The sequence below is a fragment of the Bradyrhizobium centrolobii genome (assembly GCF_001641635.1).
Taxonomy (GTDB): Bacteria; Pseudomonadota; Alphaproteobacteria; order Rhizobiales; family Xanthobacteraceae; genus Bradyrhizobium; species Bradyrhizobium centrolobii.
This window is the reverse complement of record NZ_LUUB01000074.1, coordinates 79192-94703: the sequence shown is the minus strand read 5'-3', so window position 1 is coordinate 94703 and position 15512 is coordinate 79192. Positions and strand designations below refer to the sequence as shown.

Below are 15512 nucleotides of genomic sequence, written 5' to 3'. Positions count from 1 at the left end.
GGGCGTGCGCCGTTGTGGCGTGAAGAAGAAGGGAGTGTTCGAAAGAATGGAGCCTACTGGTTTGGCTCTTACTTGCCCGACTTACCGGTGTCGGAAACGACTGAGACCTCGAAAGAGGAACGGGACCAGAGCATGTCGGGAAACGTCTCGAAATCGGGCGCCGCAGCCCGGTGGAGAGCACAGAGTAAGGTGTGCACGGTGAAAGCTGTATTGCCTGAATCCCAGTTTCCAGTCGCTAAAGGGTTGGCGGTAGCGAACGCGGCTGACACGCTACGCCACGCGGGGCAAAACGCACCGGCCAGTGCGATCTGCCACCAGTCCGCGTGGGACGACCTCCATCGGAGGGTCAAGGAAGCAAATGGGACACCTAAACACACCGCAACTCCCCACACACGCAACTACGGGATCGCCTGCAGCAGGTTCGTTCGCGAGCCTGTATGGCGACGGAGCCGTCGTAGTACCCAAATGCCTGGCGTAACGGCCGGGACAGCCGCCGCAAGGCGGACGATCATGCGTATAAGGCCGGGTGACCGGATCGAAAGCGCCTCCGATCGGGGGAAGGACGATGCCGCTAAAAACGGCATTTGCAGTATGCGTAGAAGAGATTCTTCGACGGAGAGGTTCTGCTGATGCAGGCCGCTACCATCCAGAGGAGAATTGAATCACTTCCGACCTTGTCGCGGTCGGGCAAGCGGATCAATGGCCTTCACCGCCTGATGAGATCTCCATTTCTCTTTGAGCGGGCCTACGAAAAGGTCTCCCAAAATAAGGGAGCCTTGACGCCTGGTGTTGACGGCAAGACCTTCGACGGCATGTCGCTGGCGAAGCTCGCCGACCTCGCCCGTCGCGTGGCAGAGGGCACATATCGCTTCCGACCTGTCCGACGGGTTTATATCCCGAAGGGCAACGGCAAGACACGACCGCTGGGAATTCCCACGGTGGAAGACCGACTCGTTCAGGAGGCGGTCAGGACCATCCTCGAAGCAATCTATGAACCTGTGTTCCTCGGTGAGTCGCATGGGTTCCGCCCGAGGCGGTCCTGTCACACCGCTTTAAATCTCGTCAAGAAGACTTGGACGGGTTGCAAGTGGCTGATCGAAGTGGATGTGCGTGGGTTCTTTGACAACATCGACCATGACGTCCTGCTCAGGCTTCTCAAGAAGCGGATCGATGATGACAGATTCATCGGTCTGATCGAAGGAATGCTGAAAGCGGGTTACATGGAAGATTGGGTCTATGGACGCACATACAGCGGTACACCACAGGGCGGAGTCGTATCGCCCTTGCTCGCCAACATCTATCTGCACGAGCTGGATCAGCACATGCAGACAATGAGGGCGGGATTCGATAGAGGCCGCGACCGACGCGCATTCCCGCCCTATGCGGCGTTGCAAAGGCGCGTCCTGGGCCTCCGCCGGAAGATTGAGCGGCTGCGCGCCAACGGCGCGGAGCTGGCCGAGATCAATGCCGCATTGGCAGAGATCAAAGCCATCAATAAGGAGAGACGGAAACTACCTTCCGTCGATCCCATGGATCCCAATTTCAAAAGGCTCCGCTACTGTCGATACGCCGACGACTTCCTGATCGGCATCATCGGCAGCAAGGAGGAGGCTCGTGAGACCATGGCCTCTGTTGAGCGATTCTTGACAGAGACGCTGAAGCTCGCGATCTCGCCTGAGAAGAGTGGGATTCAGGCCGCTTCAAAGGGAGTGACCTTCCTCGGCTACCGCATCGCGGCGTACACGTCCTACGGGGGTGGACGAAAGTCCAACCGCAAGGGACCGGCAGCACGGACATGGCGCGTTACGCGTCGGCCGACTACCGGCAACATCAGTCTGCGTGTGCCACGCAAGCGGATAACCGAGTTCTGCAAACGGCATGGGTATGGCGACCTCGCCAGGAAGACCGGCCGTGCTCGTGAGCAGTTCTTGGTCACCAGCGACACCGCGACCGTGCTCGCCTATAACTCGGAGTTCCGTGGTTTTGCCAACTATTACTCGTTTGCCGATGACAACAAACGTGCCTTGGGAGTGCTGGAGCTCGTTGTGTTCCGCAGCCTCATCAAGACGCTGGCGTTGCGCCATCGAACGACGAGGGCACAAATCATGGCCCGTCTGTGGAAAGGGTCGGATTACGAGGTGTCCTCTGTAGTCCGAGGCAAGCTTCGCACGATCAAACTGTGGAGACTGAAGCACCTCACGCGAACCTTTTGGATAAGTCAAGGAATTGACGATCTCACAAGAGGCGCGTGGTGGGTCATAAACTCGAATGACCTAATCGACCGGCTGCATGCTCGCCGATGCGAAGCATGTGGCGGCGCGACAGGACCATTCGAGATGCATCACCTCCGCCGCGTTCGAGACCTGCAGAGTGGGTCGCTGATAGTCTGGAAACGGTCCGGCTGGCGGCGCAAGACGATCGTCCTGTGCCCGTCGTGCCGGGTGGCCGTTTCCAATCGAGAGTATACGCATATGGAAAGCCGTGTGCATCGCAAAGGTGCCCGCACGGTTTGGGGGGAGGCGTAGGGACATCCTCCGCGGAGGTGTTCCACGCCTACCCTACCGGGACGCGTTCGCGGCCCGGTTCACGAAAGCCTGCTCCGCGGAAGCGGACGCGCCCTGACGCTTGTGCGATAAGTGACGGCTTCTCTGGCAGAACAGCCGAATCACTTGACCGACATGTGCTCGATCTGATCGTGGCGCCGGACTTCTCGGGCCAATAGATCTTCAAACGACTTTTGAACGCCCTTCAAAGCCGCTTCAACGGCACCCGAGTCAAAAAAGCCTGCTTGAGACTAAATGTCATGCGCGGCGATAGCGCTATCACCCGATTATCGAATGACGAGGGAGACCATGAGCACTGCCTCGCTCAACGAACTGTTTGACTGCCCCAACTCTCGCATCTGTCTGGTCCAGGCCGAATTCCTGCGTCCAACGCGCCCGGTGCGCGTTCTTAAAGCGGGCAATACGATTTTCTCGACTAGACCGATCAATTGCCAGATGAAATAGTTCAGGCCGCAATTTCAGCGCGTTCTATTTTTAATGTACAGGGGGCACTCATGGGGGCGCTTTATAGCCGCGCATCTTCATCCATTCCCATTTTAAGCCTGTTGTTTCTGGTGCTGGTGACCTGCAGCGCCTGTACGCGAGCCGAGCTTGTCGACAAGGCTGACGCCTACGATCAAGCGATCTGGGATTCCAGCAATAGGCAGATGCTGCTCAACGCCATCCGTGCAAGCCAGCGGGCGCCGATGTCGTTTGTTGGCTACGGCGACGTGTTGGCAAGTCCAAACTTCTCCGGGAGCGCCGGCGGCGTCGCGGCTTTCGCGCCCGCGAGATGATTTTTTATCCTTACATCTTGCGATTGTCATCTTTCAGAGAGACAATCACTTCGCGAATTGCCAGGAGGGGCTGATGGGTGGGATCACGCGTGCGGTCGCCTATTGCAACAACGAGGTCGCGTTTATCGCTTGGGACGTCGACGAAATGATCCCGGGCTGTCTGGGTTTCGATATCGTCCGGATCTATCCCGAGACAGGTGAGCGCCGTGCTCTGTCCGCCTGGGTGCCGTTCGAAGGCCAGCACAATCACGGCTGGAAAGAGCAGGATACGGGTGTGTGGCCCGTCCAGAAGACCAACTGGCGCGACCTGACTTTGCGGAAACGAAGGGACCGGGCCGAGCGACGGCCCGACAATGTGCGGGTCAAATACGAGATCCGGCCGGTCGGACGCATGGAGAGCGGCCTGGAGCCCGTGCCGGTGCGGCAAAAGAAGACCTATGATGGCCCAGTGATACCGCTCGGCTACCTCGGACCTGCGGTCGAGACCAATGAGATCGTCGTTACGTCCGACTATGGGGATGTGAAGGCGGCTTTCAATAATGGAATCATCGCCGGCCAGTGGCTGCGCCATGCGATCGAGGAGCAGAACAAGGCTTTCAACAAGGATGTCCTGATCGCCGAAGTGCAGGATCAGCATAGTGCGATACGGGAGTATCTGTCAGGCGATCTCATCCTGTTTCTCAAGAGCATGATCGATCGCGCGCTTGCCGAGGGCGGCCAAGTGCTGCTCGCGCTCTATGAGCTGGACGGTCCTGAATTGATCGATCTGCTCATCCGCAACAAGTCGATCGTCAAGATCATCCTCTCCAATTCGAGCGCCGACCGCGAAACAGGTGAGTGGGACAAGCGCAACGCGCCGGCACGCGCCACGCTCAAGGCTGCCAGGGTCGAGGTCCAGAACCGGCTGTTCAACAACCGGCACATTGGCCACAACAAGTTTGCGGTCTATCTGGACGGGCATGGAGACGCCCAGGCTGTCATGACCGGCAGCACCAATTGGACCTCGCTTGGGCTCTGCGGACAGACCAATAATTCGATCGTTATCGAGAACGCCGGGATTGCCGAAGGTTATCGGGCTTATTGGCAGCGCCTGCACGACGATGAGATCGAGGATCCCGACCCTCCCTCGGCGCCGGGCGGCAAGAATGTTCAAGGCGCCGACTTGCGCCAGGAGAACCAAGAGGTTGTCCCCGCAAACCTGACTTCATCTGCGGCTCAACTCTGGTTTTCGCCGAACACCAAGGCCAAGACGCGGAATATCAAGAAGGCGCCCCCCGATCTCGATGCGCTCTTCAAGCTGATGCAGAACGCCCAGCAGGCCATATTCTTCCTGGCCTTCTTGCCGGCACGTGGCGGCCTTTATAGCATCATCGAAACGGCACGACAGGCCGGTGAGACCAAGCCCGATCTACTGGTGGTCGGTGCCATCAGCGATCCCACCGCGATGCCAGGCTATCAGGCCAAAGAAGCCGAGGATGGGGAGGAGGACGACGAAACACCGGAAGAGGCCGCAGCCCGCAAACCCTATGTTTACGACGCGCGCCATACCCACATCGTGCGGGCAAGCAACCTCGGAGCCGGAACGGCGCTTGGTGATTTCGAAGCGGAGATTCTCAAGCTGGGCACGGCCATCGTCCACGACAAGATCGTCGTGATCGATCCGCTATCGGACAACTGCACCGTTGTAACCGGGAGCCATAATCTCGGTTACAAGGCCTCCTACGAAAACGACGAAAACATGCTCATCATCCGCGGCGATAAGCGGCTGGCGCAAGCCTATGCGGTGCATGTCCTGGATGTTTACGACCACTATCGCTATCGAGCCTGGCAGGCGAAAAACAAGCTCGAGGGCAAACCGGTCTTCTCGGGGCATATTGACCTGAACGATCGCTGGCTTGACCGCTACGTGAACGGAAACAAGGGAGACGTCACGCAGTATTTCCTGAATGGACGTTAGCCGTTCAAGGTTACGTATCTTCTTTTGCTGCACAGCGGTGGCTTGGCGCCGCTTCATTTTCTGAACCGCTTTGGGATTACTCGTTTTTTGGGGGCACCAGGATGTGGCGACGGCTTCTTTCCCTTCCCCTTGCCGTCATCATTGTCGGCGGCGGGTTCCACTTGCCTGCGCCGCGCTTTCGAACCGTCAATTGTGATGAGGGAGGAGCATTTCGCACAGCTGCGACAGACGGGGTTATGCGGGAGCCTTGATTTTGTGAACATTGCATCTTCGCCTGACGCGCCACTGGCGCAGACCATTAACCTGCTGGTCGATTGGTTCAGTCCGCGGTCAGTCCGATCCGATCTTCATACGCCTTGCCAAAGTTCAGAATGCATTGCGCCAGCCCTTTCCTTGGCGCGGGCGAACTCAATTCCATCTTTTTTTGATCATTCATCTGAAGGAGCTCATATATGCGAACAGCTTTCAATCTCGCCGTCCTGGCGTTCGGCGCGATGCTAAACTGCGCTCACGTCGACAGCGCGAGCGCGTGGGGCGATGAGGGTCATCAAGTGGTTGCTCTGGTAGCCCAGTCGTTTCTGGAGCCGGATGTGCGCAAGCGCGTCAATGCACTGCTTGCAGCCGACACCGACCCATTGACCGCTCACGATATCGCGTCCGCCGCGACCTGGGCCGACAAATACCGCGATGCGAACGTCGACAACTCACGCGAGCGAACGCGGCAGTGGCACTTCGTGGACATCGAGATCACAGGGCCGAACCTGGACCAGGCGTGCTTCAATCATCCGGCGGTGCCGAACGGTAAGCCGGCTTCTGACGGACCAAAGGATGATTGTGTCGTCGACAAGATCCAGCAATTTGCAGCGGAGCTCACCGATCCCGCCACGGACGCGGAGGAACGTGTGGTGGCCCTCAAGTTCCTCCTTCACTTCGTGGGCGACGTACATCAGCCCTTGCACAGCTCCGATGATCATGATCGAGGCGGCAACGACAAGCGCGTCTCGGCCTCGGGCCTCAGCGCAGGCAATCTGCATCATTTTTGGGATACCGAGTTTGTCGACCAGCTCGGGCCGGATGCCCGCACGATCGCTTCGGATTTGATCGGCCACATCACGAGCGCGCAGCAGACCCAGTGGCAGTCTGGCGGACCTAGTGATTGGGCCAAGGAGGCGTTTGCGATATCCAAAGCTGACACCTATGGCGAGCTTCCTCCGCCCAACCAGCGTGGCAGTTTTCGGCTAAGCGACGACTACGTCGCAATGGCGACGAATGATGCCGCGTTGCAGCTCAGCAAGGCCGGGGTGCGGCTCGCGATGATTCTCAATCAGGCGCTACGAAGGCCATAGACGAGCGGGTGGCGGGCCCCAAGCACCCGCCCCCCATAGGCGCAGTGTCCGACCGACCGCTCTTTGCTATCTCGGAGGTGTCGAACACTGGGCGTACGGAACACGCGCGTCATGTAGGTATCGTTCCCGCAGCGGTGGCCTCAGGGGCAAAGCAGCCTTCGAGGTATCGCCCCACCGGTGCGGGTGGGGTACGGCTGGTTTGAGCGGCGGACCTTTTGTGCACGGCCTTGCAGCGACAGCAGAATGCATACAGAATTCGGGGACAGGGAGCCCCGAGCATGAATGACGACAGCCCATCCCTTCTGCGCGATGAGCAAGGTCTTCGGCTAATCCACGCCTTTCTGCGTATAGGCGATCAGGCTGCGCGGAACAAAGTCATCGAAATGGCTGAGCGGTTGGCCGAGGAGACGGCGGCTCTGGCCCGCAACGCGAGTGCGCCAAACGGGCGTGAATTGCCTTCGGATATCACCAGCTAGCCTGGTGGTATCTCGATCTCCCGTTCGAGCTCAATTTGTCTTTGTCCGCGCTGCAAGGGGATCATGACGCTGGCCCCTCGGCAAAGGGAGAAGGGGCCGCTGGTCTGGCGCTGCTTCAAATGCGAAGCCTATGGCTGACAAGGCTCGCGTGCCTCATCAATTCAACCGTACGGGACCCGAAACGCGGTCGCCAAGCCGGCGATCTGGGGTCGGATGAACTTCTGCTGTCAGATATCCTGGAGGATAAGGGCTGCCGGCTTCCGTCCTGTCCCTGAGCTCGACATGAAGCCGCTGCGTCAGGTTGTTTTAGGAGTGTGACAGCAGCAGAATGCGCGAATGCGCATCGCAAGCCTCAACAGATCCGTGGCAGCTGCTCGCCCGACAGCCAGTCGATAATTCGTCCGCCGCCGAAGCTCGTTGCCATCTGCACGAAGTGATGGTCGTCGGCCGCGGGTAGGATCGCTCCTGCCCGCCGGCCAAGGCGCAGGCCGACGACGAACTGGTCGCCGCGCTCGACCACCTTGGTATCACCGGTGATGATGTAAACACCCGCGCGCGTCGGCGATCATCTTCAGATCGGCAAAGGGAAAGCCCTCCTCGATGATGAAGCTTGCAGACAGATAAAGCGGCCGCGCGCCCGCCATGGCGATGTCGTTGACCGTGCCGTGCACTGCGAGCGAGCCGATATTGCCGCCAGGGAAGAAGAGCGGCGAGACCACATAAGCGTCGGTCGTCATCACCATGCGCCCGCCGCCGACGTCGAAGGCCGACTGGTCGTTGCCGCGCGCCAACCATTCATTGCCAAAGGCTTCGTGGATCAGGCCGGAGATGAGCTGTGACATCGCCCGTCCGCCGGAGCCGTGGGACAGGTCGACGCAGCCATTCCTGATATCGAGCTTGCGCTGATAGGCCTTCATGACACCTGCCTCTGCTGATGGTGGCGGAAGCGGCCGTAAGACCAGTGCGCGGCGCATGCCCCTTCGGAGGAGACCATGCAGGATCCCATCGGGGTCTCCGGCGTGCAGACTGTGCCGAACAGCTTGCAGCCGATCGGCTTCTTCACCCCGCGCAGAATTGCACCGCATTCGCAGGCCGGATTGTCGGCGAAGCGAAGCTCATTCATGCCGAAACGGATCTCGGCATCAAACTCGGCATAGGCACGCTTCAGCTTCAGTCCGCTATATGGCACGAGCCCAAGGCCGCGCCATTCGAATTGGTCGCGCAACTCGAAGATATCCGAAACTTCCTCCTTAGCGCGCAGATTGCCCTCGCGGGTGACCGCGCGGCCCAGACCGAACCGCGCCAATCAGCGCGTCAGACGATCAGAACAGAAGAAAGCAAAACAACCCGATTTACAGGCGGTAACGAAGTTTTCGGCCCCCGCTGCTGGAAATATCTTTCCTTCTCTCCCGTAGGACGAAGGTGGCGCGAAGCGCCGGATCAGGGCTCAATGCGAAGTAGGGCCCAACCAGTCGCGCTCAATGCGCGTGCACGCCGACCGCGGTAGGTGTAAGGATTGCCAGCCTAAAGGTGAGGACGTGTTGGTGCTGTTTCCGATCACCAGCCACTCCTTCGACCGCTCCGTCGAAATTATCGAGATGAAAAAGCGTCCAGTCGGTCTCGGCACTTCACTGCGCCTTCGAGTTCGCTACGAGTGTGCTGCGAGTACTCCACGCGATTATCGCTTCAGCGACATTTTCGCAAACGAAGACCAAGCCGCGGGTATGCGTTTCTATCGGTGACCTAGCGCCGGTCGAGCAACCTGCGAGTGGACCGTGCAAGTCGGTCAGGTGTCGATACAATGAATTCCGCCCGGAAAGTCCACCAACGGCTAGGCCCGGGCGTGAAGGCAGTCACAACGCGCAATACTTCAAAGCGGAGTTTCAGCCACGAGAGAGCGATAGCTCGTCGGACAGATCGGCTGCTGCCTTCTGCAAGAGTTTCGCACAGTGATCGCGTTGGCTTTGGTCCAACCAGTCGGAGACAAATGCCGTGCTTATCGCGGCGAGAGGATTTTTCGCTGCATCTTTGACGGCCACCCCGATTCCGCTAAGTCCTTTTCGGAAGAGCCCATCATGAGCAGCGTGCCCACGGCTTCGAGCCACATCATGCGCTCGCTGGAACGCAGCTTCGTCGAAGTTGCTGCGCTGCCGATACCGCTGCATGTTCTTCTCGATTATTTGACGTGCCTCGCTTTCGTGCAATGAGGCCAGAATGGCCATACCGCCAGCACCAATGCCAAGGGCCTCACGCGTTCCAACTTGAAGCACCAGTGTCTGGATAGGATTTTCGGGCTCATACCGGGCGAGGCACACGGCTTCGTACCCTACTCGTAAGGTTAGGTAGACTGTCTGCTCCATTTCGCGCGCCAAGCGTTCGAGTGCCTGGTCGGCGATGCGTTGGAGTGGATGTCTGACAATGGCCGCAAGGCCCAGACAGGCCAAATCCTTGCCAAGATAGATCTGGGCGCCGTCGCCCTCCTCGATCCAGTTCGCGTCCATGAGTTGGTTGAGAACTCTGTGCACCGTGGGGCGGGGCAGGCCTGTCCGGATGACGATGTCGCGAATGGAAGTTCCGCGATGGGCGTCCTGCGCAAGAGAGCGCAGGATCAGGACAGCGCGATTGAAGCTGCCTGCCCCCAGCTCAACCTTCGTCAAGGAGGGTTTGGGGTTTGCCTGGCGCTTGGTGCGGCCTCTCTTCATGACGGGTGCTGATCCTCAACTGCGCTCCCACTTTGTCCGATATTCGGACGCGCTTCAAGACCTCACCGCCTGCAAAATTTATCGGCTCCTTGCCGCATATCTCGCCTGATCGGCAGTTGACTGCCGTTCCAGATGACATTCTAATCGGAAAATAGTTCTGAATTGTCCGATATGCGGACAAGTGGAAGGTCGCACGGTGAAACTCAAGCAACTATTTGCGCTAGGGCTCTTGGCCACGTCGACAAGCATTGGCCTCGTCGCGCCAAATGCGGCCAAAGCTCAGGAGCTGAAGAAGGTCGCGTTGATCGAAACGGTCCACCACATCTTCTTCTCACCGCTCTACATCGCCGACGGTCTCGGCTATTTCAAAGACCAGGGCATTCGCGTCGAATACACCGCCTCGCAGGGCGGTGACAAAGCCATGGCGGCCTTGCTGTCGGGCGAAATGGATATCGCGCTGGTTGGCCCTGAAGCTGCGATCTACGTCCAGGGCAGCCAGTCGCCAACCAAGGTCAAAATGTTCTGTGGCCTCACGACGTCGGACGGAACCTTTCTCGTTAGCCGCGATGACAAGCCATTCGATTGGAAGGACCTCATGGGCAAGACGATTCTGACGTTCCGTCGAGGCACGACGCCGGCGTTGTTCCTGGACGAGGCGCTGCGGCAACACGGCCTTGACCCGGCCAAAGACGTCAATCTGGTCGGCAATATCGGTATTCCGGCGCGGATTGGAGCGTTCCTGAGCGGTCAGGGCGATTATGCGACCTTCTTTGAACTCGACGCCTCGAAGCTGGAAAAAGAGAAAAAGGGAGTGGTCGTCGCGAGCATCGGCAAAGCGGTCGGTCCGATCGACTACACCGCCTTTATGGCGACCGATGCATATCTCGCCAAGAATCCGGAAGTCGCTCGCGGCTGGACGAAGGCGATCGGTCGTGCCCTCGAATGGATGGCGGTGTCCACGCCGGCCGAAGCCGCCAAGCTGCTTGCTCCGTTCTTCCCGGGCGTGTCGCTCGATCTGATCGAGTCGGCAGTGGATCGTCAGCGCATGTCGGGCCTCTGGAAGCGGACCCCGGAAATCCGGCCCGAGGCCGTCGAGGCCCTGCAAAAGCTGCAGGTTACGGGCGGCGTTCTCAAGGAGTCTCAGAAGGTCAGCTACGATAGCGTGGTGACCCGTCAGTTCTTTGACGCTGGAGCGAAGTGACGTGGCGATCGCGGCAGGCACAGAACGGGCAGCGAGGCTTGCGTTCAACGACGTTTCGCTGAGTTATTTTACGCCCTCAGGGGAAACCCTGGCGCTGGACTCGGTCTCCTTTCAGATCGGAGTCGGGGAAATCGTCAGCATCGTCGGTCAATCCGGCTGCGGCAAAAGCACGCTCCTGTCGCTGCTGGCCGGATTGATCGCGCCGACGAGTGGCACGGTATCCATTGACGGGCAAGCGGTGAGCGAGCCGTCAGCGGCGATCGGCTTTATGCTGCAGCAAGATACACTGTTCGAGTGGCGCACGATTCTCGAGAACACGCTGCTCGGACCCGAGCTGCGCGGTCACGATCGCGCTGCCGCCCATGAGCGCGCGGAAGGATTGCTGGACCGCTACGGCCTCCGCGATTTCAAGGCACACTTCCCGCATCAACTTTCCGGAGGAATGCGGCAGCGAGCGGCTTTGGCCCGGACGATGTGCCTCGATCCAAGCATCCTCCTGTTGGACGAGCCTTTCTCCGCGCTGGACTTTCAGACCCGGATCGCGATCTCCGATGAGATCGCGCAAATCATCCGTAGCGAAGGCAAGACTGCGATTCTCGTCACGCATGACATCAACGAAGCTGTTGCGATGGCGGATCGGGTGCTCGTCATGTCGCGTCGGCCCGGCCGGATCAAGTCTCAACACGTCATCGACTTCGCTGTCGCCGATCGTGAGCGCGCCTCCAGCCTCGAGCTGCGCGAGCTGCCAGCCTTCAACCACGCGTTCCAGGCAATCTGGAAGGATCTCGATGTCCATGTCTGATGTGGGCAAAATGCCCGGCGAAATCGCGACTCCCGCTCCGGCAGGCCGCCAAGCCAGCCCCGCCTATCTCAACTGGCAGCGCGCCCAGGTCCGCCGCAGGATCGGGATCGTCGCAGCGCAGCTCGGGTTGATTGCCGCTTTCCTGGTTGTCTGGGAGGTGGCCGCCCGGATGCTCTGGGTCAACCCATTGCTCACCAGCTACCCGTCTGCCGTCACAAGCAGCATGATCACGCTCCTTCAGGACGGCGTCCTGTTCAAGCACACCTGGGTGACGCTCGTCGAGACGATCACCAGCTTTGTCGCCAGTACCGCGCTTGGCGTGGTGCTCGCGGTGTGGCTTTGGCTTGCGCCGACCGCACGGCGAATACTCGACCCGTTTCTGGTTGTCGGCAATGCCGTCCCGAAGATCGCGCTTGTGCCAATCTTCTACATCTGGCTCGGACCGGCCTTGTCTATCTACGGCATCGCCATCGCCGTCGCCGTTTTCATCGTTCTGCTGATGGTCCACATCGGATTCGAGCAGACCGACAAGAACAAGGTCAAGCTTGTCCGGACGCTAGGCGGGACCACATGGCAGATCCTGACGAAGGTCGTGCTGCCGGCGAACCGTTCGGTCATCGTTGCTGCCATGAAGGCCAATATTGGCCTGTCCCTGGTCGGCGTAATTGTTGGAGAGTTTCAGTCCGCCAAAGCGGGGCTGGGCTATCTCATCGTCTACGGCAGCCAGATATTCCAGATGGACATGGTGATGTGCGCGATCGTGATCCTCGGCGTTATTTCCCTCGCTCTGTTCGTCGGCATCTCCCTGCTGGAGAAGTGGATCACGGACGTACGACTCATTCGAGCGGAGAACTAAGATGCACAAGGTCGTCATACCCGACGAAGTCATGCAGCGCGTCAACCTTCGCCGCGGCGGCCCGAGCCTTTATGGCCGCGTTGACGGTGCCCGCGCCGCTCTTGTTGTGATCGATATGCAGAATGCGTTCCTGCTGCCCGGCATGCCAGCCGAGGTTTCAGGCGCAACGGACATCATTCCGCAAATCAACAAGCTCGCGCAGGGCTTCCGCGAGCGCGGAGGCGTCGTGGTCTGGGTCAAGATGACCATCCACGAAGAGACGGAAAGCTGGAACACCTGGTTCGAATACTTCATGAAGCCAGATCGTCGGGAGGCCATGATTCGAGAACTGAGCCCGGGTCATAAGGGGCACGAACTTCACGCCGATCTCCTGGTGAAGCCCGAAGACATCGTCTTGCAAAAGACCCGCTACAGCGCGTTCATACAGGCTTCTTCGGACCTCGATGCGCTCCTGCGCAAGAACGGGATCGATACTGTCGCGATCGTCGGCACCTTGACCAACGTCTGCTGCGAGGCATCTGCCCGTGATGCGATGATGCTGAACTATCGCACGTTCTTTCTGTCGGATGCGAACGCGACACATACCGATGCCGAGCACAACGCATCGCTGGCTGCAATCATGCAGTATTTCGGCGAGGTGATTTCGACCGACGAACTGCTGGCCAGGCTGGATACCTCTCAGCCTCGGAAGGCAACCGCGTAGGTTCACATTGTCGTAACAGCGCCGGAGGGCTCGCTCCTCCGGCCGGCATGGTCAGCTCTTCGAGTGACCAGGAGTGTCTTCTTTCTTATTTCCCAACTCAAGAGGCGGATGTGTCGGGCATCAAGTCTAGTATACTTATCGTGGGAGCGGGGCCGGTTGGTCTGACGCTTGCTATGGATCTCGCCTCACGCGGCATCGACGTCGTGATCGTCGAGCAGCGAGCCGCGGGCGAACCGCCCAACGTGAAATGCAATCACGTATCCGCACGGTCGATGGAAATTTTCAGACGATTGGGCGTCGCAGTCAAAGTCCGCAGCAACGGGCTGCCGCCTGACTATCCGCATGACGTCGTGTATCGGACCACGGCCACCGGACAGGAGCTGGCGCGCATCGTTATCCCGTCGGCGAACGGTCGAAGGTCCGGCGAGCAGGGGCCCGATACCGACTGGCCGACCCCCGAACCGCCTCATCGCATCAACCAGATTTTCCTCGAACCGATCTTGTTTGACCACGCCGCTGCGATGTCGAACATCAGGATCGTCAATCGGGCTTCACTGGAAAGCTTCGAACAGAACGATGACGCCGTGACCGCACGGGCAACGTCGCTGGACAATGGCAGCGCCGTTACATTCCACGCGCAGTATATGATCGGTTGCGACGGTGGCCGGTCTCTGGTGCGCCGGCAGATCGGCGCGAAGATGGTGGGCGACGCCGTCGTGCAGCGTGTGCAGTCCACCTACCTGCGCGCGCCTGAGCTGGCCAAGCTGATGCCCAAGCCGCTCGCCTGGGGTAACTTCTCGATGAACCCTCGTCGATGCGGCATTGCCTATGCGATCGATGGCCGAGAGACCTGGCTGGTCCACAATTATCTCAATGACGACGAAGCGGATTTCGATTCGGTCGACCGCGATCAGTCAATTCGCACGATACTTGGCGTCGGACCTGACTTCTCCTACGAGATCATCTCGAAGGAGGACTGGTTCGGCCGTCGACTTATTTCCGACCGCTTTCGGGACCGGCGGGTCTTCCTCTGCGGCGATTCCTCTCACATCTGGGTGCCATTCGCGGGCTACGGTATGAATGCCGGGATCGCGGATGCCGCCAATCTGGCATGGCTGCTGGCCTCCCGCCTCAAGGGGTGGGGTGCCCCCGCGATTCTTGACGCGTATGAAGCAGAGCGAATGCCCATCACCGACCAGGTCTCGCGCTTCGCCATGAATCACGCGTTCGAAGTGGCGAAGCATCGTCGAGAAGTACCGCCGAACATCGAGGCCGCGGGCCCCGAGGGAGACACAATCCGACGCCAGATCGGCAGCAAGGTCTACGATCTCAACGTGAACCAGTATTGCTGTTCAGGCCTCAATTTCGGCTATTACTACGATCAGTCGCCTCTGATCGCATACGACGAAGAAGCGCAACCGCCCTACGCAATGGGTGCCTTTACGCCGTCGACCGTGCCGGGCTGCCGTTTCCCGCACTTCTTCCTGGCGGATGGTCGCTCGATTTACGACGTGCTCGGCCCGGACTACACGCTCGTTCGTCGCAACAGGGACATTGACGTTGCACCGATTGTCAATACCGCTAAGACACTCGGCATTCCGCTTGCTGTCGTAGACGTCGACCCGCAGGACACGCCAGTCATTTTCGAACACGGTCTGGTTCTGGTGCGACCCGATCAGCACGTGGCTTGGCGAGCGAACAGTGCGCCGGCCGAGGCTTGGCATCTCATTCAGCTCATTTCGGGAGTATCGCGAGGTAAAGTGAAGCAAGCTGGATGTAGTCGTACTGGAGTGCAATGCTCCAGTTCGGTGTGATTCCATATTCGACGCCAGCACCCAGGTTCCAGCCGTGGTGCCAACGCTGATCATAACCTGCGCCAGTGGTGGGCGGCCCGGTGTCGACGGCCGACGTTTTTACGTGTGCTCCCGCATAGCCACCCTTCACATAGAACAGCCAATTGTCTGAGGTATAACCCAGCCTGGCGCTCGCAAGGAAGAAGGAGGTAATCCTTGTTCCAAACACGTCTTGAGCGCTGAATGGTCCCGGCTGACTGATCGATGACCCCTTTATATCGGCCGCAGAGCCAGAAAGCTCCATTCCGTAAACAAAGGCGCCACGCCCGCGCGCCA

The 15512-nt window shown here is 59.3% G+C and carries 14 protein-coding genes and 2 pseudogenes; 11 read left to right on the top strand and 5 right to left on the bottom strand.

What is annotated here, in order from left to right; translation table 11 throughout:
- Positions 1-629: 629 nt before the first annotated feature.
- The 5 genes from ltrA (at position 630) to AYJ54_RS24235 (ending at position 7119) form a co-directional block, all read left to right on the top strand.
- The gene (ltrA, locus tag AYJ54_RS24255) at positions 630-2525 is read left to right on the top strand and encodes a group II intron reverse transcriptase/maturase (RefSeq protein ID WP_063696148.1); all 1896 of its coding nucleotides are present in this window, start codon (positions 630-632) and stop codon (positions 2523-2525) included.
- Positions 2526-3058: 533 nt separating this feature from the next.
- Positions 3059-3340, top strand: a complete 282-nt coding sequence (locus AYJ54_RS50815) for a hypothetical protein (protein WP_161491898.1) — start codon at positions 3059-3061, stop codon at positions 3338-3340.
- The gene (locus AYJ54_RS24245; protein ID WP_245329117.1) at positions 3261-5297 is read left to right on the top strand and encodes a phospholipase D-like domain-containing protein; all 2037 of its coding nucleotides are present in this window, start codon (positions 3261-3263) and stop codon (positions 5295-5297) included. Before AYJ54_RS50815 ends, AYJ54_RS24245 begins: the two co-directional genes overlap by 80 nt.
- Before the next feature lie 452 nt (positions 5298-5749).
- Positions 5750-6643, top strand: a complete 894-nt coding sequence (locus AYJ54_RS24240; RefSeq protein WP_063702778.1) for a S1/P1 nuclease — start codon at positions 5750-5752, stop codon at positions 6641-6643.
- Positions 6644-6921: 278 nt separating this feature from the next.
- Entirely contained in the window at positions 6922-7119 is a 198-nt protein-coding gene (locus tag AYJ54_RS24235; protein ID WP_063702776.1) for a hypothetical protein, read from the top strand.
- Between the two features lie 352 nt (positions 7120-7471).
- On the opposite strand, the gene AYJ54_RS54075 is transcribed toward AYJ54_RS24235, so the two are convergent.
- From AYJ54_RS54075 to AYJ54_RS24225, 3 genes and pseudogenes are all read right to left on the bottom strand, one after another.
- Positions 7472-7639 (bottom strand): hypothetical protein, encoded by a 168-nt coding sequence (locus tag AYJ54_RS54075; RefSeq protein ID WP_430641444.1) that lies wholly within the window; start codon positions 7637-7639, stop codon positions 7472-7474.
- Positions 7625-8036: pseudogene (locus AYJ54_RS24230) on the bottom strand (AIR synthase related protein); the annotation flags it as partial. The pseudogene AYJ54_RS24230 and the gene AYJ54_RS54075, both read right to left, overlap by 15 nt.
- Positions 8033-8404: pseudogene (locus tag AYJ54_RS24225) on the bottom strand (hydrogenase formation protein HypD); the annotation flags it as partial. The pseudogenes AYJ54_RS24225 and AYJ54_RS24230, both read right to left, overlap by 4 nt.
- A gap of 259 nt (positions 8405-8663) precedes the next feature.
- Between AYJ54_RS24225 and AYJ54_RS24220 the strand changes: the two are divergent.
- Positions 8664-8861 (top strand): hypothetical protein, encoded by a 198-nt coding sequence (locus tag AYJ54_RS24220; protein WP_136623899.1) that lies wholly within the window; start codon positions 8664-8666, stop codon positions 8859-8861.
- Between the two features lie 141 nt (positions 8862-9002).
- On the opposite strand, the gene AYJ54_RS24215 is transcribed toward AYJ54_RS24220, so the two are convergent.
- A complete protein-coding gene (locus AYJ54_RS24215) occupies positions 9003-9821 on the bottom strand; it encodes an IclR family transcriptional regulator (protein ID WP_063702768.1) in 819 nt (272 codons plus the stop codon).
- A gap of 196 nt (positions 9822-10017) precedes the next feature.
- Here AYJ54_RS24215 and AYJ54_RS24210 point away from each other — a divergent pair, with 196 nt between their 5' ends.
- From AYJ54_RS24210 to AYJ54_RS24190, 5 genes are all read left to right on the top strand, one after another.
- Complete coding sequence (locus tag AYJ54_RS24210) at positions 10018-11022, top strand: ABC transporter substrate-binding protein (protein ID WP_063702797.1); 1005 nt, start codon at positions 10018-10020, stop codon at positions 11020-11022.
- 1 nt (position 11023) lies between these two features.
- On the top strand, positions 11024-11824 hold the full coding sequence (locus AYJ54_RS24205; RefSeq protein ID WP_136623898.1) for an ABC transporter ATP-binding protein: 801 nt from the start codon (positions 11024-11026) through the stop codon (positions 11822-11824).
- Positions 11811-12680: an ABC transporter permease gene (locus AYJ54_RS24200; protein WP_245329116.1), complete on the top strand. Its 870-nt coding sequence runs from the start codon at positions 11811-11813 to the stop codon at positions 12678-12680. Before AYJ54_RS24205 ends, AYJ54_RS24200 begins: the two co-directional genes overlap by 14 nt.
- Before the next feature lies 1 nt (position 12681).
- Positions 12682-13383 carry an isochorismatase family protein gene (locus tag AYJ54_RS24195; RefSeq protein ID WP_063702766.1) on the top strand — a complete coding sequence of 234 codons (702 nt, stop codon included), beginning with the start codon at positions 12682-12684 and terminating at the stop codon, positions 13381-13383.
- Positions 13384-13493: 110 nt separating this feature from the next.
- Positions 13494-15197, top strand: a complete 1704-nt coding sequence (locus AYJ54_RS24190; RefSeq protein WP_063702765.1) for an FAD-dependent oxidoreductase — start codon at positions 13494-13496, stop codon at positions 15195-15197.
- Here the strand turns inward: AYJ54_RS24190 and AYJ54_RS54070 are convergent.
- Entirely contained in the window at positions 15118-15480 is a 363-nt protein-coding gene (locus tag AYJ54_RS54070; protein ID WP_082905836.1) for an outer membrane protein, read from the bottom strand. The genes AYJ54_RS24190 and AYJ54_RS54070 overlap by 80 nt on opposite strands.
- Between the last annotated feature and the right edge of the window lie 32 nt (positions 15481-15512).

Bases quoted from the DNA above. Each gene is read 5' to 3' on its own strand.
- AYJ54_RS24240 (WP_063702778.1), top strand. From the start codon at position 5,750: ATGCGAACAGCTTTCAATCTCGCCGTCCTGGCGTTCGGCGCGATGCTA.
- AYJ54_RS50815 (WP_161491898.1), top strand. From the start codon at position 3,059: ATGGGGGCGCTTTATAGCCGCGCATCTTCATCCATTCCCATTTTAAGC.
- AYJ54_RS24200 (WP_245329116.1), top strand. From the start codon at position 11,811: ATGTCCATGTCTGATGTGGGCAAAATGCCCGGCGAAATCGCGACTCCC.
- AYJ54_RS24195 (WP_063702766.1), top strand. From the start codon at position 12,682: ATGCACAAGGTCGTCATACCCGACGAAGTCATGCAGCGCGTCAACCTT.
- ltrA (WP_063696148.1), top strand. From the start codon at position 630: ATGCAGGCCGCTACCATCCAGAGGAGAATTGAATCACTTCCGACCTTG.
- AYJ54_RS54070 (WP_082905836.1), bottom strand. From the start codon at position 15,480: ATGGAGCTTTCTGGCTCTGCGGCCGATATAAAGGGGTCATCGATCAGT.
- AYJ54_RS24215 (WP_063702768.1), bottom strand. From the start codon at position 9,821: ATGAAGAGAGGCCGCACCAAGCGCCAGGCAAACCCCAAACCCTCCTTG.
- AYJ54_RS24235 (WP_063702776.1), top strand. From the start codon at position 6,922: ATGAATGACGACAGCCCATCCCTTCTGCGCGATGAGCAAGGTCTTCGG.